We start from the raw sequence: 25,960 nt of genomic DNA, 5'->3' as shown, positions 1-25,960 counted from the left end.
GGCTCACGGAGCCTGGGGCGTCTGCTTTCAAACCGCCTCGAAATCCCGCCATTTGTGACAGGAAATCCAAGTTGCGGGGTCTCTTATCGAAAAGGCTGAAAAGGCGCAATGGTCAGAACATAGGCGAACGGTACGCTCCGTATAAAGGAAGCACATGCCGGGCACGAAAAAGGCCGCCCGGAGGCGGCCTTTCGAGATCGTCGGCGGATCAGCGGTTCGGGTTGCATCCCGGACCGAGACGGCAGGGGCGCCCGCCCTCGTCCGGCGGCACCACGCCATTCGCGTCCGGCGGCGGTTGGAGGTTGTTGCTGCGTTCAGCCCGCTGGATCGCGCGCCGGTCATCGCCGCTGCGATCGAAACGCGGCGGAGGTGGCGGGCTCCGATCAACCCGGTCCCGATCCCGGTCAAAACGATCCCGGTCGAACCGATCGCGATCTCCCTGCCAGACAGGCGGGCGCGGCGGCTGCCGGTCGCCGGGGCTCCAGCTGCGGTCGCGGTCCCAGCGCGGAGCTCCATCACGGTCCCAGCGCGGCGGCGGGGGCGGGGGCGGCGCGATACGTGCATCACGTCTCCAGTCGTAGCGGTTCCACCGGTCGCGATCCCGATAGAAGTCGCGGTCGCGATAGTAGCGGCCCCAATAGCTGCCGACATCGAAGGTCACCATCGGAATACCGAGGCCCTCATAATAGTCGGGCGCCACATAGACGCGGTTGGAGCGGTAGGTGGCCTGGACATAATTGCCCGAAACCCAGCCGCGCCCGCCGACAAAGGCCACGTCGCACCAGTTGACGCTGCTCATGCAGCCATAGATCGTCACCGGCGCACCGACCGGAATGACGTCGACGGCCGGATAGCCGGTGCTCGGACCGGACCGCATGTTGACATTGGCCGTGGCGACCCCGCGCACGGCCGCATCCGCAATCGACGGCGCCACGAACAGGGCGCAAAGTGCCGCAACGGACATCAGAATTTTCTTCACGGGCTTCCTCCTGAGAAACCGAATGGCGTTCGAGCCGCGCTGAGCGTCCTCCGAACGGATTTCGTCGGATATCAATGTTCGAGACATCCCCATTGTTCCAGGGTGCCTCTGAATGACGCATGAATAAGCCGTTGGCAGGCGTTAACCTTTGGCAGGCCCGGTCGACTGCCGTTCGGCGATGTGGCAGGCGAGTTCCACCCGCCGCGCCGGGTTTGCAAATCCCGTCATCCCGTCCCTCAGAAGATCGAGTGCCACGGCGCCGAGTTCGCGCATCGGAATATGCACGGTCGTCAGCGGCGGATTGAGGAAGGCAGCCTGCGGCAGGTCGTCCATGCCCATCACCGAAACGTCGCCAGGCACCGTGCAGCCCATCTGCTGCACGCCCATCATCGCGCCGACGGCCAGGCTGTCGCCGGCAGTCAGCACCGCCGAGAAATCGAGCCCGTTCTTGCGTATCCGGTCGCTGATCGCCTGGGCGGCAAGCTCCGGCAGCCAGTCGTCGACCGGCACGACGAGGTCCGGCGGGCAAGGCAACCCGTGATGCTGGAAGGCGTCCTGCCAGCCTTCGCGGCGCCGGTCGATCGTCCGGCGGCCTGGGCGCATCAGGAACAGGATGCGCTTGTGTCCGAGCCGGATCAGATAATCCGTCGCCAGGTGCGCGGCCGAGCGATTGCAGGGCGTCACGCTGGAAAGCCGCATCATCGGATCGTCGCCGTTGATCATCACCACAGGCTTGCCGAAACCGCGGGTGGCTTCGAGCATGCCTTCGTCATCGACGGTCAGGAACAGCAAGCCCGCGACGTCGGGATCGACCCGCGCCTCCTCCAGCACCGCCTTTTCCTCCGACTGGTCGGCGACCGCGCGGGTGACGATGTCGAGCCCCAGCGCTTGGGCACGGTCCCGCAGACCCTCAAGGACATAGAGCGTGAACTGGTTGCGCACGTAATCGATCATCGCCGCGCTCGAGGCGGCAAGGATCACCTTCTTTCCCGCCACGGGGGCGGGCATGGCGTAATTGGCGTCCTTGGCGGCTTCGAGGATCCGCTGGCGGATGTCGGCGCGCACGCCCTTTTCGCCGGCCAGCGCCCGCGAAACCGTGCTCAGCGATACGCCGACCTTTTCCGCAATATCCTCCAGCCGCACCCGCCGGCTTTTCTTGCCGCGTTTACCCGGCACGATCGTGGCCGCCATGACATCCTCCCATCCACCGATGCGCACACTGCAAAAAATTTTCAGATTGCGCAATCAATTTTCAGATGTTTTCATAAGATCATCGCTCGGGAGAAGCGGATCGACAGGCTGCGTGGCAGATGCTGCAGCAAAGGGAGGAATTGAGACATGGGCCTTTCAGCCCGGGACATCCGTGAAAAGCTTGACCGCCTCGTAGCCGGCATAACCGGGCTTCGCGACGACGGCCGTTTCCACGAACCCAATCTCGACGGAACCGCCGGCGACTATATCTCTTTCAACAGCTGGGAATGGCCGCAGGGCGTCGGCCTCTACGGCCTGATCCGGCTGTGGCTGTTCACTGGTCGCGAAGATTTGAAGACGCTGATCGAGAACTGGTACGCGTCCCGCATCGAAGCCGGCCTCCCGACGCTCAACGTCAATACCACGGCGCCCATGCTCGGCCTCTCCGTCCTCTGGCGCGAAACCCGCGACCCGCGCTGGCAGCCGGTGCTCGACGCCTGGGCGACCCGCGTCATGAGCGAGATGGGCCGCACCGAGGAAGGCGCCTTCGAGCATCACGTCTCCGACAAGGTCAACGACGACGAGCTCTGGGACGACACGCTTTATATGGTCGCCCTCTTCCTCGCGTCCTACGGCGAAGCGAGCGGCCGCCGCGAGCTGGTCGACGAGGCGGCAAAGCAGTTCCTCGTCCACACCCGCTATCTCGCCGACAAGAAGACCGGCCTGTGGTTCCACGGCTGGACCTTCCAGGGCCATCACAATTTCGCCGAGGCCCGCTGGGCGCGCGGCAATGCCTGGATCACCGCCGGCATGCTCGATCTTTTCGATCTCGCCGAAATGGGCAAGCCGGTGAAGGACTATCTCCTCGGCGTGCTGACCGCGCAGGTCAATGCGCTGCTGCCGCTGCAGACCGCGTCCGGCGCCTGGCGCACCCTGCTGGACGATCCGTCCTCCTACGAGGAAATTTCGGCGACCGCCGGCTTCGGTTATGGCCTTCTGAAGGGCTATCGCCTCGGCCTCGGCACCCATGAATGGCGCACCGCGGGCCTGAAGGCCGTCGAGGCGGTGCTCGCCAATATCGATGAAACCGGCACCGTGCTCAACGTCTCCTACGGCACGCGCATGGGCCATGACCTGCAATTCTATCGGGATATCCCCATCCAGCCGACCGGCTACGGACAGGCGCTTTCGATCCTCTGCCTCTCCGAAGCCATCCGGCATGTGGAACCGGGAGGCGAGACGGCATGACGATGAAAGTTCTCTACGGGGCCGGCCCCAACGACATCAAGACCTATGACACCGCGCGCCTGCGCGCCGAATTCCTGATGGAAGACCTGTTCCAGGCCGATAAGGTCTCCTTCACCTATACCCATGTCGACCGTCTGATCGTCGGCGGCGCGGTTCCGGTATCGTCAACGCTGACCTTCGGTTCGGGCGAGGACATCGGCACGCCCTTCTTTCTCTCGGCGCGCGAAATGGGCATCGCCAATCTCGGCGGCACCGGCGTCGTTTCGGTCGATGGCAAGAGTTTCACCCTGGAAAACCGCGACGTGCTTTATATCGGCCGCGGCGCCCGGGAAATCTCGGTCGCCAGCGCCTCCGCGGACAAGCCGGCCCGCTTCTACATGAACTCGGTTCCCGCCGGCGCCGATATCCCGCACCGCCTCATCAAGCGCGCCGAATCCAAGATGCTGACCTTCGGCGATGCCAAGCGCGCCAACCTGCGCAATCTGCGCATGTACATCCATCCGGAGGTCACGCCGTCCTGCCTGCTTCTGCTCGGCATTACCGATCTGGCCGACGGCAGCATCTGGAACACCATGCCTCCGCATCTGCATGAGCGGCGCATGGAAGCCTATTGCTATTTCGACCTGCCGGAGGAAGAACGCGTTATCCACCTGATGGGGCGCCCGGAAGAAACGCGCCATCTCGTGGTCAAGAACCTCGACGCCGTTCTGTCTCCCGCCTGGTCGATCCATATGGGCGCCGGCACGGCACAATACGCCTTCGTCTGGGGCATGACCGGCGAAAACCAGGAATATAACGACGTGGCCCCCGTGGCCCTCAGCGAACTGAAGTGAAGACGACCATGAATCCCGAAGCAAACTGGATGCGGAAAACCTTGAAGCCGGGCGAAGCTGTCCGGTACTGGCAGCTCGGCGCCATCGCGCAGGAGCGCTTCGACGTGCCGGACGCCCCGATGAAGGGCGAGATGGATCCGTTCTTCTTCCTCACCAAGGTCAAGAACTTCATTCCGCACGAATATCCCTGCCGCACCATCTTTGCCGAAACCTATCGCGGCAAACGCCCGGATGTCCGCGGCTCCTTCGATGCGAGCCGCTGGTGGCTGCCTTTCGGCTCGCCACGGCTCGATCTCTCCGGCTTCTGGTTCCGCCCCACCCGGCTCGCCACCTGGACCCGCACCTATATCGAGGCGGAAACCGCCGGCACCGCAAAGATTCGCCTCGGCACCTGCGGCGGCGCCGTCATCTGGGTCAACGGCAAGGAAGCCGGCTGGATGGCGCCCTATAGCCGCAATCTGGAAGCCAAGCAGGAATTCGAACTGCCGCTCGTCGCCGGCCTGAATGAAATCACCCTGTTCTTCGACGATCTCGCCGAGCGCGACGCCCGCTACTTCTACCAGTTCGACTATCTCTCCGGCCCGGCGGCCAGCGTCGCCCTGCCAGTCCCGGTCGCAAGCGCGGTCGCAGCCAGCCTCGAACAGGCGCTCGACACCATGTATTTCGACCGCCAGCATTATTTCGGCGGCGACATCACCCTGCTCCTCTCCGAGCCGCTGCCGGTCGAGGTCAAGGTCAATGTCGCGGTCGAAGGCGATTTCATGTCGCGTGAACGCTTCGATTACGACTTCACGCTTCCTGCCGGCGCCACCCGCCTCAATGTCGGCCCCTCGGAAAAGGCACCCGCCGATTTCCGCCATTTCCGCATCACGCTGAATGCCGGCGGTTTCGTCGTCTCCCGCTCGCTCGGCGTCGAGATCTGCCATGCGGCCCGCCAGGGCGAGGCCCCGGCGTCGCTTGCCGAGCGCATCGTCGAAACGCTGACCGAGGTCTCGGAAAACTCCGAGCGCGACACCGTGCGCGCCTTCGCCCGTCTCGCAAGCGGCCGCTCCGGCCCCGATACGGATGCGATGATCGAGGAAATCCTGCCCTCGATCGAGGATTGCCACGATTGCGCCGATTTCTCGCTGGTGCCGCTCATCTGGTCGCGCACCGTCTGGGGCAAGGATATCAACGAGAAGACACGCGCCCGCATCGACGGCGCCATCCTCAACTATCGCTACTGGATGGACGAGCCGGGCAATGACGTGCAGTGGTATTTCTCGGAAAACCACGCCCTGCTCTTCCACACCTCCGCCTACCTCGCCGGCAGCCTCCTCCCAGACGCCACCTTCGTCCGTTCCGGCCGTAAAGGTTCGGAGCAGGCGAAGGTTGGTGCCGCCCGCGTCCGCGCATGGCTCGACCATTTCGAGCATTGGGAAATGGCCGAATTCAACTCGGCCCCCTATTTCCCGATCGACCTCAAGGGCCTGACCGCGCTTGCCGCGCTCTCGCCCGACAAGGATATCGCCGACCGCGCCAAGGCCGGCATCGTGCGGCTTTGCGAGATCATCGCCCGCTCCGCCCATCATGGCATGGTCACCGCGGCACAGGGACGCTCCTATGAGCACACGCTCTGCGCCGGCCGCTCGCTGGAACTTTCCGGCGTCGCCCGCCTGCTCTGGGGCAAGGGCTGGTATGGCCGCCGCGTCCACTGCCTGCCGCAGATGGCGGTGTGCCTGCGCGACCACGGGCTCGAAATCCCGGCCGAGCTTGCTGCCGTCGCCGATCATCGCGGTGCCCAGCATCAGGAATGGCGTTTCGCCCAGGGCGAAAACTCCTTCGCGGCCCTCTATCATTACAAGGGCGAGCATTTCGCCATGGGCTCGACGGTTCATTACCGCTGGGACGAATGGGGTTACCAGGAAACCGTCCTTCACTTGCGTCTCGGCGAGAAGCCGGAAGCGGCGATCTGGATCAACCATCCGGGCGAGACCATCCAGTTCGGCTACGGCCGCCCGTCCTATTGGGGCGGCTGCGGCACCATCCCGCGCGCCCAGCAGTATCGCGGCCTGGCGATCCTCGAATTCACCACCTACGAGGAGCAGCCGGATTTCACCCATGCCTGGTTCCCGAAGGCCGAATTCGACGAAACCAGCATCTCCGGCGGCGTTGCGCTCGCCCGTTCCGGCCGGGGCGCCGTCATGCTGCGGGCCCCCTCGAAGCTCGAGGTTGTCACCGAGGGTCCGTCGGCAGGGGCCGAATTGCGGCAGTACGGGCAGAAGACCCGCTGGATCGTCCGCGTCTGCGAGGCCGACAATCTCGCGACCGTCGAATACCGTTTCAGCGCGCTGGCACCGAGGCAGGAATCCGACGGCACCGTTGTCATCGACGACCCGGAATATGGTACCGTCCGCTTCAGGAAGGACGGCTCCGTGGAAGCCGAAGGCCGCGTCATTGCGCGAGCGGACTACACCGTCAAGGGCGAAGCAGCGATGCTGAGCCGCGCCTGACAAGAAGAATTCAAGTTAAGGCGCACAAGCGTGCGCTTTAAGAAACCGGACGGGAGGAGGCCCCGTCCATTCAGAGGAGGAAATGAGCATGAAAACCAAATCGCTTCTGGCGGGCGCGGCGTTCGCCCTTCTCATGTCGACGGCGGCACATGCCGGCGACGTGCGGATCATGTGGTATTCGGACGGCGTCGAAGGCGACGTCATGAAGGATCTCGTCGGCCGCTTCATGAAGGAAAACCCGGGCATCAACGTGACGCTCGACAACGTTGCCTACAGCGTCATCAAGGACCAGCTGCCCGTCCAGCTCGAAGCCGGCAATGGCCCGGACATCGCCCGCGTCACGGCGATCAAGGATCTTTCCAAGCACTGGCTCGACCTGCGCCCGCTGGTCAAGGACGCCAAGTACTGGGACGATAATTTCGGCGCCCAGGCAGACTGGATGCGTCCGGACGGTTCCAAGCAGATCTCCGGCTTCATGACGCAGATCACGCTGACCGGCGGTTACGCCAACAAGACCCTGTTCGACCAGGCAGGCGTTCCGCTTCCGGGCCCGAAGGCCACCTGGGAAGAATGGGCGGCCGCCGCCAAGAAGGTCAAGGAAAGCCAGAAGATCCCGTTCGCCATGGCGATCGACCGTTCCGGCCACCGCCTGACCGCTCCGCTCCTGTCCTACGGCGCCAACTATGTCGGCCAGGACGGCAAGCCGGCCCCGCTCGACAAGGGCGCGAAGGACTTCCTGACCAAGTTCGTCGGCTGGAACCAGGAAGGCTCCTTCTCCAAGGACGTCTGGGTCTCCGCCGCCGGCTCGACCTACCGCGCCGCCGCCGACGACTTCATCAACGGCCAGCTCGCCTTCTATTATTCCGGCTCCTGGCAGGTGGCGAACCTCGCGACCAAGATCGGCAACAGCTTCGACTGGGTGGCCGTCGGCAGCCCCTGCGGCCCGGCAGCCTGCACCGGCATGCCCGGCGGCGCGGCGCTTGTTGCCGTGAAGTACACCAAGAACCCGAAGGACGTCGCAGCCGTGATGGACTGGTTCGCCCAGGAGAAGATCGTCAAGGAATTCTCCGAGCGCACCCTCTTCCTGCCCGGCCACAAGGGCGTCGTCGACAAGGGCGGTCTCGACTTCAAGACCGACAACGCCTTCGCCAAGGCTGCCCTGACCAAATATGTCGAGGCATCCAAGACCACGTCCGACACCGCGCTGAAGCTGCCCGGCTGGCGCTGGTCCGACACGGTCTATGCCGCGATCGTTACCCGCGTCGGCCAGACGCTCGCCGGCGAGCTGAAGCTCGACGACGCGTTTGCCCGCATCGACGCCGACATTGCCCAGAAGGTCAAGGACGCGAAGTGACGGCATTGGGGTGAGCCCCTCACCCCGCCTCCGCTCCGCTCGGCGCACCCTCTCCCCGCAAGCGGGGCGAGGGGAAACGGCGCCGGCGCGGCATATCCCTTCTCCCCGCCTGCGGGGAGAAGGTGCCGGCAGGCGGATGAGGGGCAAGCCGCACCATCGCGACAAGAAGACAGGGAGGGATGGAATACCAACATGAGCACTGCAACACTCACCTCCCGCCTCGGCGGCCTGCTGATGGCGCCCGTGAATCTCCTGATGCGCGTCCTCGACATACCGTTGCGCGCCGTCCAGAAGGCGGCGGGCATCGGCGGCATGGCGGCGGTTTTCCTTGCCCCGAACATGCTGATCTTCGGCATTTTCGTGCTCCTGCCCCTCGTCATCAACTTCGTCTATTCGATGACCGGCGGCACGGCCTTCTTCCTCTCCGAACGCGAGTTCGTCGGCGCCGCCCAGTACGAGCGCCTGTTCCAGTGCGCCAACTATCTCGATCCGATGTCCTGCCAGGAGGATGCCTTCTGGACCGCCGTCGGCAACACGTTCTGGTTCGTCGTCCTGCAGGTCAGCCTGATGATCCTGACGGCGCTGATCACCGCGCTGATCCTCAACCGCGATCTCGCCGCCCGCTCCTTCTGGCGCGCCGTGTTCTTCTTCCCGGTGCTTCTGTCGCCTGTTGTCGTCGGCCTGATCTGGAAGTGGATCCTGCAGCGCCAGGGCCTCCTGAACTTCGGCCTCTACCAGTTCGGCGTCGAGCCCTATACCTGGCTGACGGACCGCAACTGGACCTTCGTCGCCACGATCGGCGTCTCGCTCTGGGCGCATATGGGCTTTTACGCGCTGATCCTGCTCGCCGGCCTGCAGGCGATCCCTAAGGATCTTTATGAAGCCGCCGAAATGGACGGCACGAAGCCGGCGCGCGTCTTCTGGCGCATCACCCTGCCGCTGCTCATGCCCAATCTTCTGGTCGTCGTGGTGCTGGCGCTGATCCGCGCCGTGCAGATCTTCGACGAGGTCTATGTGCTCACCGGCGGCGGTCCGGGCACCAGCACGCTCTACCTCACGCAATATATCTACGAGACCGGCTTTGCCTCGGCGCTCCGCAACCCGGGCCTTGCCGCAGCCGCTTCGATCCTGATGGGCCTCGTGCTCGTTGTCCTGACACTGGTCCAGCTCGGCATCGGCCAGCGCGGCGAAAAGAAGGGGAAACGCTAATGGGTGTGGCTTCCCGCTTCATTCTGCGCCGCCGCGGCGGCAACGGCTGGCACTGGACGGACATCGTCACCTGGGTCTGGCTTGTCGGCGGACTGATCATCATGTTCGGCCCCGCCGTCTGGCTCGCCTTCTCGTCCTTCAAGACGCCGGCAGCACTCGCCGAGTTCCCGCCGTCGATCCTGCCATACGTCACCAGCCAGGCGACCGTGCAGGGTTATGACAAGCCGCTGCAGCTCTTCGACGCGAAGATGCCGGACGGCTCGACCAAGGTACTGGCCGAGGTGCGCCGGATCGGGACCATGTCCCAGATGGTCGATCCGAAGACCCCGGGCGAGATCGTGCGCGTCAACATCAACGACCGCACGCCGGTGCGCTCCGTCTCGTTCGCGACGGAAAACTACACGACGCCCTTCACGCAGTTCGACTTCCTGCGCTACCTGTGGAACTCGGTCTTCGTGACGGTGACGGCGACGCTGATCACCCTGATCGTCAATTCCATGGCCGCTTTCGCGCTGTCGAAATACGAGTTCAGGGGCCGCAGTCTCGCCATGCTGATCATCCTCGCGACGCTGATGGTGCCGCTGTCGGTCATCATGGTGCCGCTCTATTCGATCATCTCGTCGCTCGGCCTGTTCAACAATCTCTGGGGCGTCATCCTGCCGACGGTCGCCACGCCGACCGGCGTGTTCATCCTGCGCCAGTACATGCTGACCATACCGGACGAGCTGATCGACGCGGCGCGCATGGACAAGGCCTCCGAATGGCAGATCTACTGGCGCATCGTGCTGCCGCTGACGGCGCCGGCGCTGGCCGTGCTCGCCATCTTCTCGGTGGTCTGGCGCTGGAACGACTTCCTGTGGCCGCTGATCGTGCTGTCGCGCCGCGAACTTTACACCCTGCAGGTGGGCCTCAGCATCTATTCCGGCGAACTGAACGTGCAATGGCACTTCATCCTGGCGATGACCGTCGTCACCATGATCCCGGTCGTGCTGGTTTTCATCTTCCTGCAGCGTTTCATCACCACCGGCATTGCCGGCACCGGCCTGAAGTAAGGATCACCGATGGGCGAAATCAAACTCAGCGATGTCAACAAGTCCTTCGGCTCGGTCCATGTCCTGAAGGATATCGACCTGCACATCAAGGACGGCGAATTCGTCGTCTTTGTCGGCCCGTCGGGCTGCGGCAAGTCGACCCTCCTGCGCACCATCGCAGGCCTCGAAAAGATCACCGGCGGCGTCATCGAGATCGACGGCAAGCGCGTCAACGAGGTTTCGGCCGCCGATCGCGGCCTTGCCATGGTCTTCCAGTCCTATGCGCTCTATCCGCATATGAGCGTGCGCCAGAACCTCGCCTTCGGCCTTGAAAACTCCAACATGCCGAAGAACGAGGTCGCCGAGCGCATCGCGGAAGCCGCCCGCATGCTGGAAATCGAACCCTATCTGGAGCGTCGCCCCGGCCAGCTTTCCGGCGGCCAGCGCCAGCGCGTCGCGATCGGCCGCGCCATCGTGCGCCGCCCGACCGCCTTCCTGCTCGACGAGCCGCTGTCGAACCTCGATGCCGAACTGCGCGTCTCGACCCGCGCCGAGCTTGCCGCACTCCATGCCCGCCTCGGCTCGACGATGATCTACGTCACCCACGACCAGGTGGAAGCGATGACGCTCGCGCACCGCATCGTCGTCATGCGCGCCGGCAAGATCGAGCAGGTCGGCACGCCGCTCGACCTTTACAACACGCCCGCCAACCGCTTCGTCGCCGGCTTCATCGGCGCGCCGCACATGAATTTCCTGGCAGGAGAGGTCGCCGAACTGCAGACCGGCACCGCGACGCTGACGACGTCAGGCGGCCATCGCCTGCTGGTGCCGTTCTCGGGCCATTCCCTGTCCGTCGGCGACAAGCTGACGATCGGCATCCGTCCGCAGCACATCACGCTCGCCAACGATCCCGGCAGCCTGAAGGTAAAAGTCCGGCTGGTCGAGGCGCTGGGCTCCGAAACGGTCATCCATGCGGACCTGAACAGCGAAAAACTCCTCGCCGTCGTGCCCGGCCAGAAGCAGCTTTCCCCCGGAGACGAAGCCTATTTCTCCGTCGCCGGCGCGCCTCTGCACCTGTTCGACCGGAACGGATTGCGCGTCAAGGGGAGCTAGCCCGCTCCCCCCATTCCATCGATCCCACCTCAACCGGACGATGGAATGGCCGGCCGATTGCGCGAACGGTACAATCCCTCACCAACCGCAGCGGGAGGAGAGGTTCCGATGTTCCGTATGTCCCTGATCCTGTTATTGGCCGTGGTCTTCGCGGCACCGGTCACGCTATCCCCGGCCAATGCCCAGACCAGAATGGTCAAGGCCAAGCCGACACCGGCGACGATGGCGGCAGGCGAGTCCGTCCTGTTCGACGACAAGGCCTGCCCCGCCGGCATGATCGCGCGTTTCACCAAGTCGCAGCGCAAGGAGCAGATTGCCAAGAAATGCGTGCATATGAACGGCACGCGATAGTGCATGGGACCGATAGCGGGATCGCGCTTTCGAAAGATGCCGCTGTCGTGACGGATGCCTTCAGAGATAACCTTTGAAGAAGGCCAGCATCGCCCGCCGCATCGCCTCCGTTTCGCGATGCCCGACGCCTGCCTCCGGCAGGAAGACCAGCGCGCCGAGGGCTTCGGCTTTCAGATAGGCCGCCTCGGTCTCGGCGAAGGCCCGCTCCACCGCATCGGGCGGCGTCAACGGGTCGTCCCAGCCGATGCAGATCAGCTGCGGCCGCGGCGCTACAAGCCCGGCGATCTCGCCGATCGAGGTTTCCTTGAGCAGTCCCGGCACGGTCAGGTAATGGCCGTGCAGGTCATGGGCGCCGGTTTCGACCAGGGTCGCGAAATCCGCGAAGCAGCATAAATGCGCGTTCGCCTTCACACGGCGATCGAGCGCTGCGAGGAAATAGGCGAGCGTCGCCCCCATCGACAGGCCGGCGACGCCGATCCTTTGCGGATCGACCTCCGGCCGTCCGGCAAGCCAGGTCAGCGCCGCGGCCTGTTCGGAAAGCATCTGCCCGAACAGCGTCTTGCCATGCCAGAGCGCTGCCTTGGTCGCCGCGTCCTCGGTCTGGCCGGCACGCTCGCCGAAGGTCGGCATGTCGATGCACAGGACCACATACCCCTCCCGCGCCAGCGCCGGCCCCGGCGCATCGAGAAGGGCCGGCCGCCCGTCGATCAGTTCGGAAGCGCCGATATCCCAGCGGGCGCCGTGGGCGTGGGCATGCAGGATCGCCGGTCCGGCGGTGAGGAACCCCTCGCTCGGCCGGGTCAGGAAACCGCGCACGTCCGTGCCGTCGTCCAGGCGAAACTGCAGCCTCTCGAGAATATAGCCGTCGCGGATTTCCGTGGAACTGTCCGCCAGCGTCAAGGAGACCTCCTCGAAGGCGAGCAGCTCCTTCAATCGCTCGACCGTGATCGCCATCGTCCCTCCTCCCGGCCTGCCATCCCGCCCTCCAAGCGGGGATGATTGCCGTCTGCGCTCTGCGGCTTTTCAGAGACATAGACGAAATCGCGTCCCCTTTCATCCCCGTCCTCTCGTGCCGTGCCTAGAATTATCCCGTCCCGCTTCGGCTACACCGGCCCGCATGACCGGCGAGGCGGGACCGGTGCCCTGGTGGTCTGCCGTCATGCAGGCGGGTCGTCAGGGGCTGCGCAGAAAATGGTCCCCCTCTCGCCTTCGGGCGGGGCGTGCGTGTGTCGCACACAACCCGGTATGGCATCCGTGCTCATTTCCACGGAGTTAAATTCCATACCGCCGCAGAGGGACCGGAGTTGCGCGGATAAATACACCGAACGGGGCACGTCGCGTGTCACTATTAAAATTTCAATCGAGGCACACGACGTGTCCCGGCCGAAACTCAAAAACCGCGTAGCACCAAGGGGTGAATCCGTTCGCCGCAGAAGGGAATGACATATGAACGATCCTGATTTCAGCGAATACGAAAAACTTCGTGCCGAACAGCACGAGGAACTGTGCCGCGCCGCCTCTTCACTCATGCGCGTCGATTTACGCCTGTGCCGCTTGCGTTCGTGCCGCCGCAAGCGCGTGTGCAGCGGCCCGATGCTGCCTTCGCCGCATCAGGCATGGGCCGTACGCGCCCATGAGGAGATCGGCCTTAGCGGCAAGGCCTGCGCGAAACTTCCCCTCTGTATAGCAAACCAGCACGCGTGGATCTTCGCTCCCTACAAGAAACTGATGACCGACCTTCAGCAGTTGACGCTCGACGAGCCCGAAACGGATCTGATCCCCGCCTGCCTCAAAGTTGCGGCAAGACGGCGCCTGCCGAGAAGCGCTCTTGACTTCCCGGCTCCTTCGTCCGACTTCAAACAGGAAACGAAGGGATGAAGACCATGACCGAAGCCGCCCGCAGCACGATCGATCCCCGCACCACGATCGACCAGAGCGAAGTCGACCGGTTTTCCGCGATGGCCGCGGAATGGTGGGATCCGACCGGCAAGTTCAAGCCGTTGCACAAGTTCAACCCCGTTCGCCTTGCCTATCTGCGCGACCGCATCTGCGAGAATTTCGGCCGGGACCCGAAGAGCCACCTGCCGCTTTCCGGCCTGCGCATCCTCGATATCGGCTGCGGCGGCGGCCTGCTTTCCGAGCCGGTCGCCCGCATGGGCGCCACCGTCGTCGGCGCCGACCCCTCGGAAAAGAACATCGGCATCGCCTCCACCCATGCGGCCGAGACGGGGACCTCGGTCGACTACCGCCCCGTCACCGCCGAACAGCTCGCCGAAGCCGGCGAGACTTTCGACGTCGTGCTGAACATGGAAGTGGTCGAGCATGTCGCGGACGTCAATTTCTTCATCACCACCTGCGCCAACATGGTCCGCCCCGGCGGCCTGATGTTCGTCGCCACCATCAACCGCACCTTCAAGGCCGGCGCGCTGGCGATCTTCGCGGCCGAAAACATCCTGCGCTGGCTGCCCCGCGGCACCCACCAATACGAAAAGCTGGTCCGCCCGGAAGAGCTGGAAAAGCCGATCTCCTCTGCCGGCATGGAGATCATCCATCGCACCGGCGTCTTCTTCAATCCGCTCCAGGATCGCTGGAACCTCTCGCCGGACATGGATGTGAACTACATGATGCTGGCGAAACGTCCGGCGTGATGGAAATTCATGGCGCTTGTGTTAGCATGCCGAGCCAGAAGGAGCTGCAGATGCCACAAGTAACTGTAAAGCTTGACGCAGTGCTGGACGATCATATCCAAAACGCGATCGACCGAGGTGAGACCAAATCGCGCGATCGATATATCGAGGACGCGCTTCGCGATCGCTATGACCGTGATATGCAAAGGCTAAAGATGCATGAGTCCCTCGATCGAGCGATAGCCGACGCCGATGCCGGTCGCGTCACCCCGCTCGAAGAGGCATTTGACCGCATTCTGAGCGACCTGGAAAAGTAGAAGGCCTGTGAAAGTCGTCATCACGGATGAAGCGCTTTCGGACATTTCCTCGATCACCAAATTTATCAAGAAGAACAATCCTCCACGCGCGATCTCTTTCGCATTGGAACTTCGTGACGCCTGCCGACAGCTCGGAAATTCGCCAAGCGCATTTGCGGCCCTGTCCGACTATCCGGAAAGCGGCATCCGGCGACGTCCTTACGGCAGTTATGTAATCCTCTACAGGATTACGGATGCGACGGTCGAAATCCTCCATATCTTCCACGGCGCACAGGACTACGAAAGCATCCTCTTCCGGCAAGAATAACGTCCCCACCCTCTCCCGCTCGGCTACACTTCAGCCGAAAGCACATGCGCAGGCAGATCCCTCTTCTTCCACGCATTGCGCGCCACGATCTGGCGCACTCGGGCGCGGTCGATGGTTACCTCCGATCCGGCCCGTAGGGTTCTTTGAAATGGAAAGCTCTGGTGCCCGGCCAAATGGCCGGGGAGATGTTCGAACCGCGTGGCTGCCTCGGCCAGTCAGCTCGATGCTGCACCCACCACAGCGCCAGCGGCCGGCCATTGCCGCTCAAGCTGTCAACCGTTTCGCCGTCCCGCTCATTCAGTTCGCGTCTTCGGGAATGACCGGCAGCGGTGCAACCTCTATGCCCTCGTCGAGCAGGTCACGCACTTCGCCGAGGCTCGCCTGGCCGATGATGCCGCGGGCATCCGCCTCGCCATAGTGGATCTTGCGGGCTTCCTCGGGAAATTTCTCGCCGACATCCTCGGCCGTCGCCTTGATGGCGGCAACCGCTTCCTTGAGCTTGGCGATCGCCTCCTGGCGCGCCATGTCCATCACCATCGCCTGCTTCTCCTCCTTTTTACGGGCGGTCGAAACGGATGGCGCCATCAGCGTCTTGGAGATCGAGGCGGAATTGCAGACCGGACAGGTGAGGAACCCGCTTGCCACCTGGGTATCGAAGTCCGCGCTTGTCGAAAACCAGCCTTCGAACGTATGGACATTTTCGCAGGAAAGGGAATACTTGATCAAGCGGCCACCTCTCCCGCCGCGGCGGGCACCGCATCAAGCGAGAACTCGCGGGCGTTCTTGAGGTTCGGGATTTTTCCCCGCGCCGAAGCGACGGCGGCGATGTCGATCTCGGCCAGCACGACGCCTTCGCCGGTGCCGCCGGCGGATGCCAGCACCTTGCCCCAGGGATCGACGATCATCGAATGGCCGAAGGTTTCGCGGCCATCCTCATGGACGCCGGCCTGGGCCGCGGCGATCACGAAGGCGCCATTCTCGATCGCCCGGGCACGCAGCAGGATTTCCCAATGGGCCTCACCGGTCTGCCGGGTGAAGGCGGCCGGCACGGTCAGGATCTCGGCGCCGGCAAGCGCTTCCGTGCGGAAAAGCTGCGGGAAACGCACGTCGTAGCAGATCGCAAAACCGAGCTTGCCGAACGGCAGGTCGGCGACCCGGGCTTCGCTGCCCGGCTCGTAGGCCGAGCTCTCGCGCCAGCTTTCGCCATTGTCCAGATCGACATCGAACATATGGATCTTGTCATAGGTGCAGACCTTGCGCCCGTCCGGCGCAAACAGGAAGCCGCGGTTGGCGATCTTGCCGCCCTCGACCGCAATCGCCGTCGAGCCGACATGCAGGTGGATGCCGAGTTCGCTCGCAAGACCGCAGGCGGTCGAGACGATGATATCGGCCGCCTCGTCGCGCAGCACCGCCCGCATCGCCTTGCGGTCCCGCTGCAGGAAGCCGGTCATTTCCGGGGTCTGGATGTAGACCGCCCCTTGCGCCGCAGCCTCGCGCACCAGCCGCGCCATGTCGGCGGCGTTCTTTTCCGGAACAACGCCGGAGCACATCTGTATGGCGGCAACCTTGAAAGCCATGGGAGACACCTCTCAGTTCGCCAGCATCGGGTCCAGCTTGCCGGCCCGTTCGAGCGCGTGCAGGTCGTCGCAGCCGCCGACATGCGTCCCGTCGATGAAGATCTGCGGGAAGGTCGCCCGGCCGTTGGACTTGCCGATCATCTCCTGGCGCAATTCCTGCGAATAAGTGGCGTCATGCTCGGTATAGGCGACACCTTTGGTGTCCAGCAAAGCCTTCGCGCGTGCGCAGTAACCGCAATATTCGCGAGTGTAGATAGTGACCTCGGCCATGAACGTCTCCGGGCGCGACCCAAGGGAAAGGATGTCGGGGAAAGGCCGCGCAACAATGTCTTCTTCTGTCATATAGGCCCGGTAACAGCCATTGCAAAGGTCAAAACCGTGACCTCAGCGGCGCCTGCTTTTTTCAATGTCCTCACGGCGGAGGAAACCGTCGCACCGGTCGTATAGACGTCGTCGACCAGCACCAGCCGCTTGCCGAACACCCGGTCCTCGTGCCCCGGAGCGATCGCGAAAGCCGCCCGGACATTGTCTTCGCGAGCCCGTGCCGAAAGCCCCACCTGCCGGTTCGTGCGTTTGACGCGGACGAGGGTGGAAGCGAGGAACGGCCGGCCGGATTTCTGCGACATATGCCGCGCGAGTTCCGCAGCCTGGTTGAACTTGCGCGAGGCAAAACGTGCGCGATGCAGCGGCACCGGCAGGATGGCGTCGCAGGCCGCGACATGTCCGTCGGAGGCACGCAGCATCCAGCCGGCCATCATTCCCGCAAGGTCGGTTCGGTCCCGGTATTTCAGCGAATGGACGAGGTCGCGCGCCGCCCCCTCGAAGATCGCAGCCGAACGCAGGCGGTCGAAAACGGGCGGCTCGGCGATGGCTTGCGCGGACAGAATGCCAGGTCCCGGATCGTAGGAAAACGGCAGCCCGAGCTTCTCGCAATAGGGCCGTTCGATGAAACGGATCTCTCGCCAGCAGGAGGGGCAGAAGCCCTGATGCGCCCCGGTCCTGACCCCGCAACCAGGGCAGGTCGGCGGATAGACGAGATCGCCGACCCATCTCGTCCACCCTGCGGCGAGCGATGTTAAAAGTCGCAAGGGATTGACGTTCGGCTCCACGGACATGACTTGACAATAGCGGACGGAGCGCGCCTTTGCGACGGCAGAATACGAGTGGACGGCCATGGAAATTCTTTTCGACGAACAGCTTGTAAGCGCGCGACGCAGACGCGCGATAACCGCACGCGACAGCAATGCGGCATTCCTCCTGGACATCGCCGGACGCGAACTTGCGGACCGCCTCGCCGTGGTCGAGCGCCGGTTCGAAACGGCGGTCGAACTCCATGGCGGAACCGGTATCGCCGCCCGCGAGGCGCTGGCTACCGGCAAGGTCGGAACCATCCGTCGGGTCGAGACCGATACCGCCTTCGCCAGGCCCGGCGACGCCTTCACTATCGCCCCGCTGGAAGACGTGCCGCTCGAACCCGAGAGCGCCAATCTCGTCCTGTCGCCGCTCTCGCTGCATCTGGTCAACGATACGCCCGGCACGCTGATCCGCATCCGCCGGGCGCTGAAACCGGACGGGCTTTTCCTGGCGGCCATCCCGGGCTCGGGCACTCTTCAGGAGCTGCGCGACGTGCTTCTCTCCGCCGAGGCGGAGCTGACCGGCGGCGCAAGCCCCCGCGTCATTCCGTTCGCCGATGTGCGCGATGTCGGCGCTCTGCTACAGCGGGCCGGCTTTTCACTGCCGGTCGTTGACGCCGAAACCCATACCGTGCGTTACGACTCGCTCTTTCCGCTGATGCGCGACCTGCGCGCCATGGGCATGACCAACCCGCTGGCGGGACGCAGCCGGGTGCCGGTCACGAGGCGTTTTTTCGTCAGGGCCGCGGAGCTTTATGCGGAGCGCTATTCCGATCCGGACGGCCGCATCCGCGCGACGTTCTCGATCATCTACGCATCGGGCTGGGCACCGCACGAAAGCCAGCAGAAACCATTGAAGCCGGGCTCCGCCAAGATGCGGCTCGCGGACGCCCTAAACAACCGTGACCCGCGCTGAGTAGCCCGACCGGGATTCAGGGGATGGGCTTATCAACGTTGTTCGAGATGGTTCCGAACATATTCGTCAATGCGTCGGCAAAAACGGTGAACCCGGCGATCATTGACAGCGACAGGACCGCAACGATGAGGCCATATTCCACAGCTGTCGCTCCCCGCTCGTCGCGTATGAAGGACCAGAAGAGACGCATGAATTGTCCTTTTGAGCGAAAGAATTCGCAAGCCGCCGGATTACATTACGATATTCAATCAGCAGTCGTTGCCCACGCCATAGCCCTGTACGATGCAGACTGAGCCAGGCGTTTCCTGCAATACGCTGCGCCGGATCGTATAATGTTTTCCGCTCTTGTCGCCGGGCTTGATGGAGCCCGTGCTGATCAGGTCGAAATCTTCCTGGACATGCGCCAGCCGGCGCTCGTCATTGCGGCTCGCGAGCATCGGCGTCACGATCAGCGAAAGAGCGATCGCGGCCGTCCCGAACAGGAGTGCTATATTGAGCGCGCCGGTTTTGCCGGAGCCATGCGCCGTCCGCTGACGGACCCGCACAGTTTTCCAGAATTCCTCGTCCATGCCTTCTAAAGCCTCGTCAACGCAGTTACGTGATGAGCCTTGAAGGTGCCACAATCGGCTAAACGATCCCTTAACGCCGTATAAATTCGATTGTTCTAATTTTATCGATCAGAGCAGATCCTGAAGGATCGGGATCAGCGGCTCGTCGGCTGGCGGCATGGGATAATCGCGCAGCGCGTTCGGCCGCACCCACTTGATCGCCTGGCCTTCCCGCCCCGTCGGAATGCCTTCGAACCGCCGACAGACGTAAAGCGGCATCAGCAGATGGAAGGTCTCGTAAGTGTGGCTCGCGAAAGTCAGCGGAGCAAGGCACGGGATCTTGGTGACGATGCCGAGCTCCTCCTCGAGCTCGCGTACCAGTGTCTCCTCCGGCGTCTCGCCGGGCTCGACCTTGCCGCCGGGAAATTCCCAGAGGCCGGCCAGCGACTTGCCTTCGGGCCGCTGCGCCAGAAGGATGCGGCCGTCGGTGTCGATCAGCGCGCAGGCGGCGACCAGCAGGATCTTGCGGGGCGTATCGCTCATGCCCGGCTCTCCTGCCGCCAGTAGCGGTATTCGTAGGCCTTGCGGAAGCCGAATTTGCGATAGAGCGCCAGAGCCGGTTCGTTGGTGGAGACCACCTGCAGCCAGGCCGAGCGGGCGCCGCTGATCCGGGCCCAGCGCAGCGCGGAGGAAAAGATCTCGGTGCCGAGACCCTCACGCCGATGCGCCTTGGCGACTGCAAAGGAGATGATGCCGGCGAGATCGTTGTCCTGCACGCAGAGCGCCACGGCCGCCGCCCCCTCCTGCGGGTTCTCCTTGATGAAGAAGCCGGAGGTCGGCTTGATCGAGCTCAGGATCTCGGCAAGCGCCGGCTTCAGGCCCACATCCTCGCCTTCGACGGCAAGGCTCGCATCGCAGAACCGGCCGATATCGTGGCTCGGCAGGTAATCGAGCGTGTCCGGCAGTTCCAGTTCGGTGAGATTGACGGTGAGCACGTCCACGGTCTCGAACACCCGCCAGCCGGCGGCGTCGAGATGTCCGATGAGCTTCGGAGGAGCGAGCGGCGTCTCCCGGACGACCAGCGGACGGCCGTAATCCTCGAAACGCTTGCGTGCCTTCTCGAGCCTCACCGCCATGTCGCGGTGATCGGACGGATCGAGCGGCACGATGCAGTTCAATCGCTTCGAAGGATGACCGCCGGTCAGCCGCACCTGCCAGCTTCCGTCATAGACGACGGATGCCGCCGGCCAGGCTCGAAAGCCGACGGCTTCGAGCCGCCGGACCAGCGGCAGATCGTTCTGGGGAGATGATGCTTCGTTCAATTCCTGTCAGCTCCGGTAGTCGCCGTTGATGGCAACATATTCCTTGGTGAGGTCGCAGGTCCAGACGGTCGCCCGGCCGCTGCCGAGACCGATATCGACCTTCACGGGAATATCCTGTTCCTTCATGACAGCGGTGGTCGCGGCTTCGGAATAGGCCGGATCGCGCTCGCCGTCGACGGCGACGCGCACATCGCCGAACCAGATCGCCAGCCGGTCGCGGTCGGCCATCTCGCCCGACTTGCCGACGGCCATGACGATACGGCCCCAATTGGCGTCCTCGCCGGCGATCGCGGTCTTGACGAGCGGCGAATTGGCGATCGACAGCGCGATCACCTTGGCCGCCGCATCGCTTTCGGCGCCGGTGACGGTGATCTCGACCATCTTGCGCGCACCTTCGCCGTCTCGGACCACCTGCAGGGCGAGGTCCTTGAGCAGGTCGTTGAGCGCCGCGCGGAAGCTTGCCAGACGCGGATCGTCGGCGGTCTCGACACGAACCTGGCCGTCGGCGCTCGCTGCACCCGTCGCAAACAGCATCAGCGTGTCGGACGTTGAGGTGTCGCTGTCGACGGTGACCGAGTTGAAGCTCGGGCCGACGCCGGCCGAAAGCAGGCTCTGCAGCGCCGGAGATGCGATGTCGGCATCCGTCGCCACGAAGGAGAGCATGGTCGCCATGTCGGGCGCGATCATGCCCGCGCCCTTCGAAATGCCGTTGATCGTCACCTTGACGCCGCCGATCTCGGCGGTGCGGGTCGCGACCTTCGGATAGGTGTCGGTGGTCATGATCGCCTTGGCGGCCTCGAGCCAGAAGTCGCCTGTGGCACCGCTGTTCATGTCGCCGAGCACGCCCGCGAACTTCGACGCGTCCAGCGGTTCGCCGATCACGCCGGTGGATGCCAGATAGACCTCGTTCTCGCCACAGCCGACCGCCTCCGCAGCCGACTTTGCGGTGAGCGCCGTCGCGGCCTTGCCCTTGACGCCGGTAAAGGCGTTGGCATTGCCGGAATTGACGACCACGGCACGGGCAACGCCATGCGACAGATTGGCGCGGCAGAAATCGACCGGCGCCGAAGGACATTTGGACCGGGTGAAGACGCCGGCGACGGTCGCCGGCTTGTCGAACACCATCAGCAGCACGTCGGTGCGGTTCTTGTACTTGATCCCGGCGGCGGCGGTCGCCATGCGCACGCCGCGGATCACCGGCATGTCGGGATAGGATTTCGGAGCAAGCGGCGAGACGGAAGCGGACATCGGAAAACTACCTGGCTCAAATAGGAAAAGGGCCCGGAAGATCCGGGCCCGTTGTCAAAAGGTTACTGCTGGACCGGCGCGTCGCCCGCTTCCTGCATCTTGCTGACGTCGTCATAACCCTTCTTGAGACCGGCATCCATGATGTCGATCTTCTGCTCGCTCTTGGCCTTGGTGATGAGAGCGACGTACTTGTCGCGCATCACGAGCTGCTTGACCTGGTCCTCGACCTGCTCGAAAGCCGGCGCCGGAGCATCGCGGGTGTCTTCGAGCTTGATGACGTGGAAGCCGAACTGCGACTTGACCGGGGTCTTGGTGTATTCGCCCTTCTTCAGCGCGAAAGCGGCCTCTTCGAACTCGGGAACCATGCGGCCGCGGCCGAACCAGCCGAGATCGCCGCCTTCATCCTTGTTGCTGTCCTGCGACTTTTCCTTGGCGATGGCGGCGAAATCCTTGCCCTTGCCGAGATCTGCGATGATCGCCTTCGCCTCGTCCTCGGTCTTTACGAGGATGTGGCGGGCATGCACTTCTTCCTGCTTCGGCAGGGAGGCGATTTCCTTGTCGTAACGGGCCTTGACCTCTGCCGGGGTGGTGGCATCGATCACGTGCTTGCGGAAATAGGCGTTATGCAGTTCGCGGTCGGCGATATAGTCCATCCGCTTCTTGAAATCGGGCGTGTCCTTGATGCCTTCGGCAAGCGCGCCCTTGGCGAGCAGCTTGACGTCGATGGCGCCGGACAGGGCTGCGACCTTCTTCTGGTCATCGGGAAGCTGGGCGAGCTGCGGATCGAGATTCTGGACCGCGATATCCAGTTCCGACTGGTGGATTTCCAGGTCACCGACCTTGGCAACGACCGGATCTTCTGCCGCGAACGCGGGAGCCTGGCAGAGGATCGCGGCGGCCAGCGCGGCCGTCATGAGGAATTTGTGGCGCAACATCGATAAAGACCTTTCGATAAGGATACCGGTTTCAGAAGCCCTGATTCCGGCCAGAAAACCTTCACAAACACCGGATTGTGGCCATTCTGTATCGGCCGCCACCGTTGACATCATTCGACCCCCCTCTTATCTGTCACGCAACTTCGCGTCCAGCAGAGTTTCCGGGCGTGACGGGTCATTTTATCGGCATCGAAAACCGATGGATCGACCGGTCCGGCGCCCCCATGGGACAGATTTCAGAAAGGACCATTCGTATGGTCAGCATTGGCGGCATCGCCCGCAAATTGTTCGGTTCGGCTAACGATCGCCGCGTGCGCGGCTATCGGCCAAGTATCGACGCCATCAATGCAATCGAGGAGAAGACCAAGGCTCTCTCCGACGAACAGCTTGCAGGCCAGACGGCCGAGTTCAGGAAACTGCTCGCCGAAGGCAAGACGCTGGACGACATCCTGATCCCGGCTTTCGCGGTCGTGCGCGAGGCGTCCCGCCGCGTGCTCGGCATGCGCCCGTTCGACGTGCAGCTGACCGGCGGCATGATCCTTCACGATGGCGCGATTGCCGAGATGAAGACCGGCGAAGGCAAGACGCTGGTGGCGACGCTGCCGGTCTATCTGAACGCGCTCGCCGGCAAGGGCGTGCACGTGGTCACCGTCAACGACTACCTCGCCCAGCGCGACGCCCACACGATGGGCAGGCTCTACGGCTTCCTCGGCCTGAGCACGGGGGTCATCGTCCATGGCCTCAACGATGACGAGCGCCGCACCAACTATGCCTGCGACATCACCTACGCCACCAATAACGAACTCGGCTTCGACTATCTGCGCGACAACATGAAGTACGAGCGCAGCCAGATGGTCCAGCGCGGCCACAATTACGCGATCGTCGACGAAGTGGACTCGATCCTGGTCGACGAGGCGCGCACGCCGCTGATCATCTCCGGCCCGCTCGACGACCGTTCGGAACTCTACAACACGATCGACGCCTTCATCCCGGCGCTGACGCCGGAAGACTACGAAATCGACGAAAAGCAGCGCTCCGCCAACTTCTCCGAGGCCGGCACCGAAAAGCTCGAGAACCTCTTGCGCCAGGCGGGCCTCCTGAAGGGCGAATCCCTCTACGACGTCGAAAACGTCGCAATCGTCCACCACATCAACAACGCGCTGAAGGCCCACAAGCTCTTCACCCGCGACAAGGACTATATCGTCCGCAACGGCGAGATCGTCATCATCGACGAATTCACCGGCCGCATGATGCCGGGCCGCCGCTATTCGGAAGGCCAGCACCAGGCGCTCGAAGCCAAGGAAAAGGTGCAGATCCAGCCGGAGAACCAGACGCTCTCCTCGATCACCTTCCAGAACTATTTCCGCATGTATTCAAAGCTAGCCGGCATGACAGGCACGGCGCAGACCGAAGCGGAAGAGTTCGGCAACATCTACAAGCTCGAAGTGGTCGAAGTGCCGACCAACCTGCCGATCCAGCGCATCGACGAGGACGACGAGGTCTACCGAACCTTCGACGAGAAGTTCAAGGCTATCATTACCGAGATCAAGGACGCCCATCAGCGCGGCCAGCCGGTTCTCGTCGGCACCACCTCGATCGAGAAGTCCGAACTTCTGGCGACCATGCTGCGTCAGTCCGGCTTCAGCGACTTCCAGGTCCTGAACGCCCGCTACCATGAGCAGGAAGCCTATATCGTTTCGCAGGCCGGTGTCCCGGGTGCCGTGACGATCGCCACCAACATGGCCGGCCGCGGCACCGACATCCAGCTCGGCGGCAATATCGACATGCGCCTCGAACGCGAACTCGAAGGCATCGAGGACGAGGGCGAACGCGCGGCAAAGGAAGCTGCCATCCGCGAGCAGGTAAAGCAGCTCAAGGAAACGGCGCTGGCCGCCGGCGGTCTCTATGTCATCGCCACCGAACGCCATGAAAGCCGCCGCATCGATAACCAGTTGCGCGGCCGTTCCGGCCGTCAGGGCGACCCCGGCCGCTCGAAATTCTACCTGTCGCTCCAGGACGACCTGATGCGCATCTTCGGCTCCGACCGCATGGACGGCATGCTGCAGAAGCTGGGCTTGAAGGAAGGCGAGGCGATCGTCCATCCCTGGATCAACAAGGCGCTGGAACGCGCCCAGAAGAAGGTCGAGGCCCGCAACTTCGACATCCGCAAGAACCTTCTGAAATACGACGACGTCACCAACGACCAGCGCAAGGTGATCTTCGAACAGCGTATCGAGATGATGGATTCTCCGGACGTTTCCGAGGTCGTCGAGGAAATGCGCGCCGAGGTGATCGAGATTATCGTCGCCAAGCATATTCCTGAGCGCGCCTATGCCGAACAGTGGAATGCCCCGGGTCTTCGCGAAGATGTCGGCCGCCTCCTCAATCTCGACCTGCCGATCGAGGACTGGGTCAAGGAAGAGGGCATCGGCGAAGATGATATCCGCGAACGCGTCACCGCTGCCGCAGATGCCGCCGCGGCCGACCGCAAGGAGCGCTTCGGCGCCGAGATCATGACCTATGTGGAGCGCTCCGTGCTGCTCCAGACGCTCGACCACCTGTGGCGCGAGCATATCGTCAATCTCGATCACCTGCGTTCGGTCATCGGCTTCCGCGGTTACGCCCAGCGCGATCCGCTGCAGGAATACAAGGCGGAAGCTTTCGAGCTGTTCCAGGCCCTGCTCGCCAACCTGCGCGAAGCGGTCACCGCCCAGCTCATGCGCGTCGAGCTGGTGCAGAACCCCGAGCCGCCGCAGCCGCCGGCAATCTACGACGAACAGCACGTCGATCCGACGACCGGCATCAACCAGATCACCGGCTTCGACAGCGAGAACTTCATCGCCGCACCGGAAGACCGCCGGCCTGAAGATCCCTCCACCTGGGGCAAGATCGGCCGCAACGAGGCCTGCCCCTGCGGCTCCGGCAAGAAATACAAGCATTGCCACGGCGCCTTCGAACAGGCCTGAGGCCGCGCATACGATCCGCACCGTTGAAAACGCCGCCTCCGGGCGGCGTTAGTTTTTTTGGCAAACCTCGCCTCCTGGCCGGCGTCATCCTCGACCTTGTGCAGAGGATCTGCTTTCCTCAATAAAATCATATCGTTGCGAATGTTCGGGACAAGCTCGGGCATGACGGAGGAGCGCATGGCGGCATTGTCGGGCGGCTCCTCCCCAACCCCCGGGCGAACCCTTTCTTAACCCTGCTGTGGCAACACTTTTGCCCATTGTTC

Annotated in this window: 27 protein-coding genes; 14 read left to right on the top strand and 13 right to left on the bottom strand. The window is 63.5% G+C overall.

Annotation, left to right across the window (positions count from 1 at the left end; translation table 11 throughout):
• Positions 1-208 precede the first annotated feature (208 nt).
• Both J2X76_RS23945 and J2X76_RS23940 read right to left on the bottom strand, forming a co-directional pair.
• Positions 209-979 carry an SH3 domain-containing protein gene (locus J2X76_RS23945; protein WP_310219865.1) on the bottom strand — a complete coding sequence of 257 codons (771 nt, stop codon included), beginning with the start codon at positions 977-979 and terminating at the stop codon, positions 209-211.
• A gap of 141 nt (positions 980-1,120) precedes the next feature.
• Positions 1,121-2,170 (bottom strand): LacI family DNA-binding transcriptional regulator, encoded by a 1,050-nt coding sequence (locus tag J2X76_RS23940; RefSeq protein WP_113126091.1) that lies wholly within the window; start codon positions 2,168-2,170, stop codon positions 1,121-1,123.
• 147 nt (positions 2,171-2,317) lie between these two features.
• Here J2X76_RS23940 and J2X76_RS23935 point away from each other — a divergent pair, with 147 nt between their 5' ends.
• The 8 genes from J2X76_RS23935 to J2X76_RS23900 all read left to right on the top strand — a co-directional run bounded on the left by J2X76_RS23935 (position 2,318) and on the right by J2X76_RS23900 (position 11,801).
• Entirely contained in the window at positions 2,318-3,418 is a 1,101-nt protein-coding gene (locus J2X76_RS23935) for a glycoside hydrolase family 88 protein (protein ID WP_310219863.1), read from the top strand.
• Positions 3,415-4,251, top strand: coding sequence for a 5-dehydro-4-deoxy-D-glucuronate isomerase (gene kduI / locus J2X76_RS23930; protein WP_310219861.1), 837 nt, complete (start codon positions 3,415-3,417; stop codon positions 4,249-4,251). Before J2X76_RS23935 ends, kduI begins: the two co-directional genes overlap by 4 nt.
• Positions 4,252-4,259: 8 nt before the next feature.
• Positions 4,260-6,743, top strand: coding sequence for a hypothetical protein (locus tag J2X76_RS23925; protein WP_310219859.1), 2,484 nt, complete (start codon positions 4,260-4,262; stop codon positions 6,741-6,743).
• A gap of 88 nt (positions 6,744-6,831) precedes the next feature.
• Entirely contained in the window at positions 6,832-8,097 is a 1,266-nt protein-coding gene (locus J2X76_RS23920) for an ABC transporter substrate-binding protein (protein WP_113126147.1), read from the top strand.
• A gap of 192 nt (positions 8,098-8,289) precedes the next feature.
• Positions 8,290-9,306 (top strand): carbohydrate ABC transporter permease, encoded by a 1,017-nt coding sequence (locus J2X76_RS23915; RefSeq protein WP_113126148.1) that lies wholly within the window; start codon positions 8,290-8,292, stop codon positions 9,304-9,306.
• Positions 9,306-10,358, top strand: a complete 1,053-nt coding sequence (locus J2X76_RS23910; protein WP_113126095.1) for a carbohydrate ABC transporter permease — start codon at positions 9,306-9,308, stop codon at positions 10,356-10,358. The genes J2X76_RS23915 and J2X76_RS23910 overlap by 1 nt, the downstream gene beginning before the upstream one ends.
• Positions 10,359-10,367: 9 nt before the next feature.
• Complete coding sequence (locus J2X76_RS23905; protein WP_310219856.1) at positions 10,368-11,450, top strand: sn-glycerol-3-phosphate ABC transporter ATP-binding protein UgpC; 1,083 nt, start codon at positions 10,368-10,370, stop codon at positions 11,448-11,450.
• 108 nt (positions 11,451-11,558) lie between these two features.
• Positions 11,559-11,801 (top strand): DUF6719 family protein, encoded by a 243-nt coding sequence (locus J2X76_RS23900; protein WP_310219855.1) that lies wholly within the window; start codon positions 11,559-11,561, stop codon positions 11,799-11,801.
• A 60-nt stretch (positions 11,802-11,861) separates the two neighbouring features.
• Here J2X76_RS23900 and J2X76_RS23895 read toward each other — a convergent pair whose 3' ends face one another.
• Positions 11,862-12,755, bottom strand: a complete 894-nt coding sequence (locus J2X76_RS23895; protein ID WP_310219854.1) for a dienelactone hydrolase family protein — start codon at positions 12,753-12,755, stop codon at positions 11,862-11,864.
• 492 nt (positions 12,756-13,247) lie between these two features.
• Between J2X76_RS23895 and J2X76_RS23890 the strand changes: the two genes are divergently transcribed.
• Genes J2X76_RS23890 through J2X76_RS23875 form a run of 4 tightly spaced genes read left to right on the top strand, consistent with a single transcriptional unit; the run spans position 13,248 to position 15,052 of the window.
• Positions 13,248-13,679: a hypothetical protein gene (locus J2X76_RS23890; RefSeq protein WP_113126098.1), complete on the top strand. Its 432-nt coding sequence runs from the start codon at positions 13,248-13,250 to the stop codon at positions 13,677-13,679.
• 5 nt (positions 13,680-13,684) lie between these two features.
• Positions 13,685-14,449, top strand: coding sequence for a bifunctional 2-polyprenyl-6-hydroxyphenol methylase/3-demethylubiquinol 3-O-methyltransferase UbiG (gene ubiG, locus J2X76_RS23885; RefSeq protein ID WP_310219903.1), 765 nt, complete (start codon positions 13,685-13,687; stop codon positions 14,447-14,449).
• A gap of 50 nt (positions 14,450-14,499) precedes the next feature.
• Positions 14,500-14,745, top strand: a complete 246-nt coding sequence (locus tag J2X76_RS23880; protein ID WP_310219853.1) for a type II toxin-antitoxin system ParD family antitoxin — start codon at positions 14,500-14,502, stop codon at positions 14,743-14,745.
• Positions 14,746-14,752: 7 nt separating this feature from the next.
• Positions 14,753-15,052: a type II toxin-antitoxin system RelE/ParE family toxin gene (locus J2X76_RS23875; RefSeq protein ID WP_113284319.1), complete on the top strand. Its 300-nt coding sequence runs from the start codon at positions 14,753-14,755 to the stop codon at positions 15,050-15,052.
• Between the two features lie 297 nt (positions 15,053-15,349).
• Here J2X76_RS23875 and J2X76_RS23870 read toward each other — a convergent pair whose 3' ends face one another.
• The 4 genes from J2X76_RS23870 to J2X76_RS23855 form a co-directional block, all read right to left on the bottom strand.
• Positions 15,350-15,778 (bottom strand): DUF1178 family protein, encoded by a 429-nt coding sequence (locus J2X76_RS23870; RefSeq protein ID WP_310219850.1) that lies wholly within the window; start codon positions 15,776-15,778, stop codon positions 15,350-15,352.
• Positions 15,775-16,629: a carbon-nitrogen hydrolase family protein gene (locus J2X76_RS23865; RefSeq protein WP_310219848.1), complete on the bottom strand. Its 855-nt coding sequence runs from the start codon at positions 16,627-16,629 to the stop codon at positions 15,775-15,777. Before J2X76_RS23865 ends, J2X76_RS23870 begins: the two co-directional genes overlap by 4 nt.
• Before the next feature lie 12 nt (positions 16,630-16,641).
• Positions 16,642-16,899: a glutaredoxin 3 gene (grxC, locus tag J2X76_RS23860; protein WP_113126103.1), complete on the bottom strand. Its 258-nt coding sequence runs from the start codon at positions 16,897-16,899 to the stop codon at positions 16,642-16,644.
• A gap of 68 nt (positions 16,900-16,967) precedes the next feature.
• Positions 16,968-17,744, bottom strand: a complete 777-nt coding sequence (locus tag J2X76_RS23855) for a ComF family protein (RefSeq protein ID WP_113126151.1) — start codon at positions 17,742-17,744, stop codon at positions 16,968-16,970.
• 58 nt (positions 17,745-17,802) lie between these two features.
• Between J2X76_RS23855 and J2X76_RS23850 the strand changes: the two genes are divergently transcribed.
• Complete coding sequence (locus J2X76_RS23850) at positions 17,803-18,678, top strand: methyltransferase domain-containing protein (RefSeq protein WP_310219845.1); 876 nt, start codon at positions 17,803-17,805, stop codon at positions 18,676-18,678.
• A 16-nt stretch (positions 18,679-18,694) separates the two neighbouring features.
• On the opposite strand, the gene J2X76_RS23845 is transcribed toward J2X76_RS23850, so the two are convergent.
• The 6 genes from J2X76_RS23845 to J2X76_RS23820 form a co-directional block, all read right to left on the bottom strand.
• Entirely contained in the window at positions 18,695-18,868 is a 174-nt protein-coding gene (locus J2X76_RS23845) for a Flp family type IVb pilin (RefSeq protein ID WP_310219844.1), read from the bottom strand.
• 58 nt (positions 18,869-18,926) lie between these two features.
• On the bottom strand, positions 18,927-19,247 hold the full coding sequence (locus J2X76_RS23840; RefSeq protein ID WP_113126106.1) for a hypothetical protein: 321 nt from the start codon (positions 19,245-19,247) through the stop codon (positions 18,927-18,929).
• Positions 19,248-19,355: 108 nt separating this feature from the next.
• On the bottom strand, positions 19,356-19,769 hold the full coding sequence (gene mutT, locus J2X76_RS23835) for an 8-oxo-dGTP diphosphatase MutT (protein WP_113126107.1): 414 nt from the start codon (positions 19,767-19,769) through the stop codon (positions 19,356-19,358).
• Positions 19,766-20,548 carry a GNAT family N-acetyltransferase gene (locus J2X76_RS23830; RefSeq protein ID WP_310219841.1) on the bottom strand — a complete coding sequence of 261 codons (783 nt, stop codon included), beginning with the start codon at positions 20,546-20,548 and terminating at the stop codon, positions 19,766-19,768. The genes mutT and J2X76_RS23830 overlap by 4 nt, the downstream gene beginning before the upstream one ends.
• Before the next feature lie 6 nt (positions 20,549-20,554).
• The gene (argJ, locus tag J2X76_RS23825; RefSeq protein WP_310219840.1) at positions 20,555-21,796 is read right to left on the bottom strand and encodes a bifunctional glutamate N-acetyltransferase/amino-acid acetyltransferase ArgJ; all 1,242 of its coding nucleotides are present in this window, start codon (positions 21,794-21,796) and stop codon (positions 20,555-20,557) included.
• A gap of 62 nt (positions 21,797-21,858) precedes the next feature.
• Positions 21,859-22,731: a peptidylprolyl isomerase gene (locus tag J2X76_RS23820; protein WP_113126110.1), complete on the bottom strand. Its 873-nt coding sequence runs from the start codon at positions 22,729-22,731 to the stop codon at positions 21,859-21,861.
• A 254-nt stretch (positions 22,732-22,985) separates the two neighbouring features.
• Between J2X76_RS23820 and secA the strand changes: the two genes are divergently transcribed.
• The gene (gene secA, locus J2X76_RS23815) at positions 22,986-25,697 is read left to right on the top strand and encodes a preprotein translocase subunit SecA (protein ID WP_310219836.1); all 2,712 of its coding nucleotides are present in this window, start codon (positions 22,986-22,988) and stop codon (positions 25,695-25,697) included.
• Positions 25,698-25,960: the final 263 nt, after the last annotated feature.

Origin of the sequence: Neorhizobium sp. 2083, from assembly GCF_031455615.1 — a bacterium.
Lineage (GTDB): Bacteria > Pseudomonadota > Alphaproteobacteria > Rhizobiales > Rhizobiaceae > Neorhizobium.
This window is presented reverse-complemented; position numbering and strand designations above follow the sequence as displayed.

Bases quoted from the DNA above. Each gene is read 5' to 3' on its own strand.
- J2X76_RS23940 (WP_113126091.1), bottom strand. From the start codon at position 2,170: ATGGCGGCCACGATCGTGCCGGGTAAACGCGGCAAGAAAAGCCGGCGG.
- J2X76_RS23935 (WP_310219863.1), top strand. From the start codon at position 2,318: ATGGGCCTTTCAGCCCGGGACATCCGTGAAAAGCTTGACCGCCTCGTA.
- kduI (WP_310219861.1), top strand. From the start codon at position 3,415: ATGACGATGAAAGTTCTCTACGGGGCCGGCCCCAACGACATCAAGACC.
- J2X76_RS23925 (WP_310219859.1), top strand. From the start codon at position 4,260: ATGAATCCCGAAGCAAACTGGATGCGGAAAACCTTGAAGCCGGGCGAA.
- J2X76_RS23920 (WP_113126147.1), top strand. From the start codon at position 6,832: ATGAAAACCAAATCGCTTCTGGCGGGCGCGGCGTTCGCCCTTCTCATG.
- J2X76_RS23915 (WP_113126148.1), top strand. From the start codon at position 8,290: ATGAGCACTGCAACACTCACCTCCCGCCTCGGCGGCCTGCTGATGGCG.
- J2X76_RS23910 (WP_113126095.1), top strand. From the start codon at position 9,306: ATGGGTGTGGCTTCCCGCTTCATTCTGCGCCGCCGCGGCGGCAACGGC.
- J2X76_RS23905 (WP_310219856.1), top strand. From the start codon at position 10,368: ATGGGCGAAATCAAACTCAGCGATGTCAACAAGTCCTTCGGCTCGGTC.
- J2X76_RS23900 (WP_310219855.1), top strand. From the start codon at position 11,559: ATGTTCCGTATGTCCCTGATCCTGTTATTGGCCGTGGTCTTCGCGGCA.
- J2X76_RS23895 (WP_310219854.1), bottom strand. From the start codon at position 12,755: ATGGCGATCACGGTCGAGCGATTGAAGGAGCTGCTCGCCTTCGAGGAG.
- J2X76_RS23890 (WP_113126098.1), top strand. From the start codon at position 13,248: ATGAACGATCCTGATTTCAGCGAATACGAAAAACTTCGTGCCGAACAG.
- ubiG (WP_310219903.1), top strand. From the start codon at position 13,685: ATGACCGAAGCCGCCCGCAGCACGATCGATCCCCGCACCACGATCGAC.
- J2X76_RS23880 (WP_310219853.1), top strand. From the start codon at position 14,500: ATGCCACAAGTAACTGTAAAGCTTGACGCAGTGCTGGACGATCATATC.
- J2X76_RS23865 (WP_310219848.1), bottom strand. From the start codon at position 16,629: ATGGCTTTCAAGGTTGCCGCCATACAGATGTGCTCCGGCGTTGTTCCG.
- grxC (WP_113126103.1), bottom strand. From the start codon at position 16,899: ATGGCCGAGGTCACTATCTACACTCGCGAATATTGCGGTTACTGCGCA.
- J2X76_RS23855 (WP_113126151.1), bottom strand. From the start codon at position 17,744: ATGTCCGTGGAGCCGAACGTCAATCCCTTGCGACTTTTAACATCGCTC.
- J2X76_RS23850 (WP_310219845.1), top strand. From the start codon at position 17,803: ATGGAAATTCTTTTCGACGAACAGCTTGTAAGCGCGCGACGCAGACGC.
- J2X76_RS23845 (WP_310219844.1), bottom strand. From the start codon at position 18,868: ATGCGTCTCTTCTGGTCCTTCATACGCGACGAGCGGGGAGCGACAGCT.
- J2X76_RS23840 (WP_113126106.1), bottom strand. From the start codon at position 19,247: ATGGACGAGGAATTCTGGAAAACTGTGCGGGTCCGTCAGCGGACGGCG.
- mutT (WP_113126107.1), bottom strand. From the start codon at position 19,769: ATGAGCGATACGCCCCGCAAGATCCTGCTGGTCGCCGCCTGCGCGCTG.
- argJ (WP_310219840.1), bottom strand. From the start codon at position 21,796: ATGTCCGCTTCCGTCTCGCCGCTTGCTCCGAAATCCTATCCCGACATG.
- J2X76_RS23820 (WP_113126110.1), bottom strand. From the start codon at position 22,731: ATGTTGCGCCACAAATTCCTCATGACGGCCGCGCTGGCCGCCGCGATC.
- secA (WP_310219836.1), top strand. From the start codon at position 22,986: ATGGTCAGCATTGGCGGCATCGCCCGCAAATTGTTCGGTTCGGCTAAC.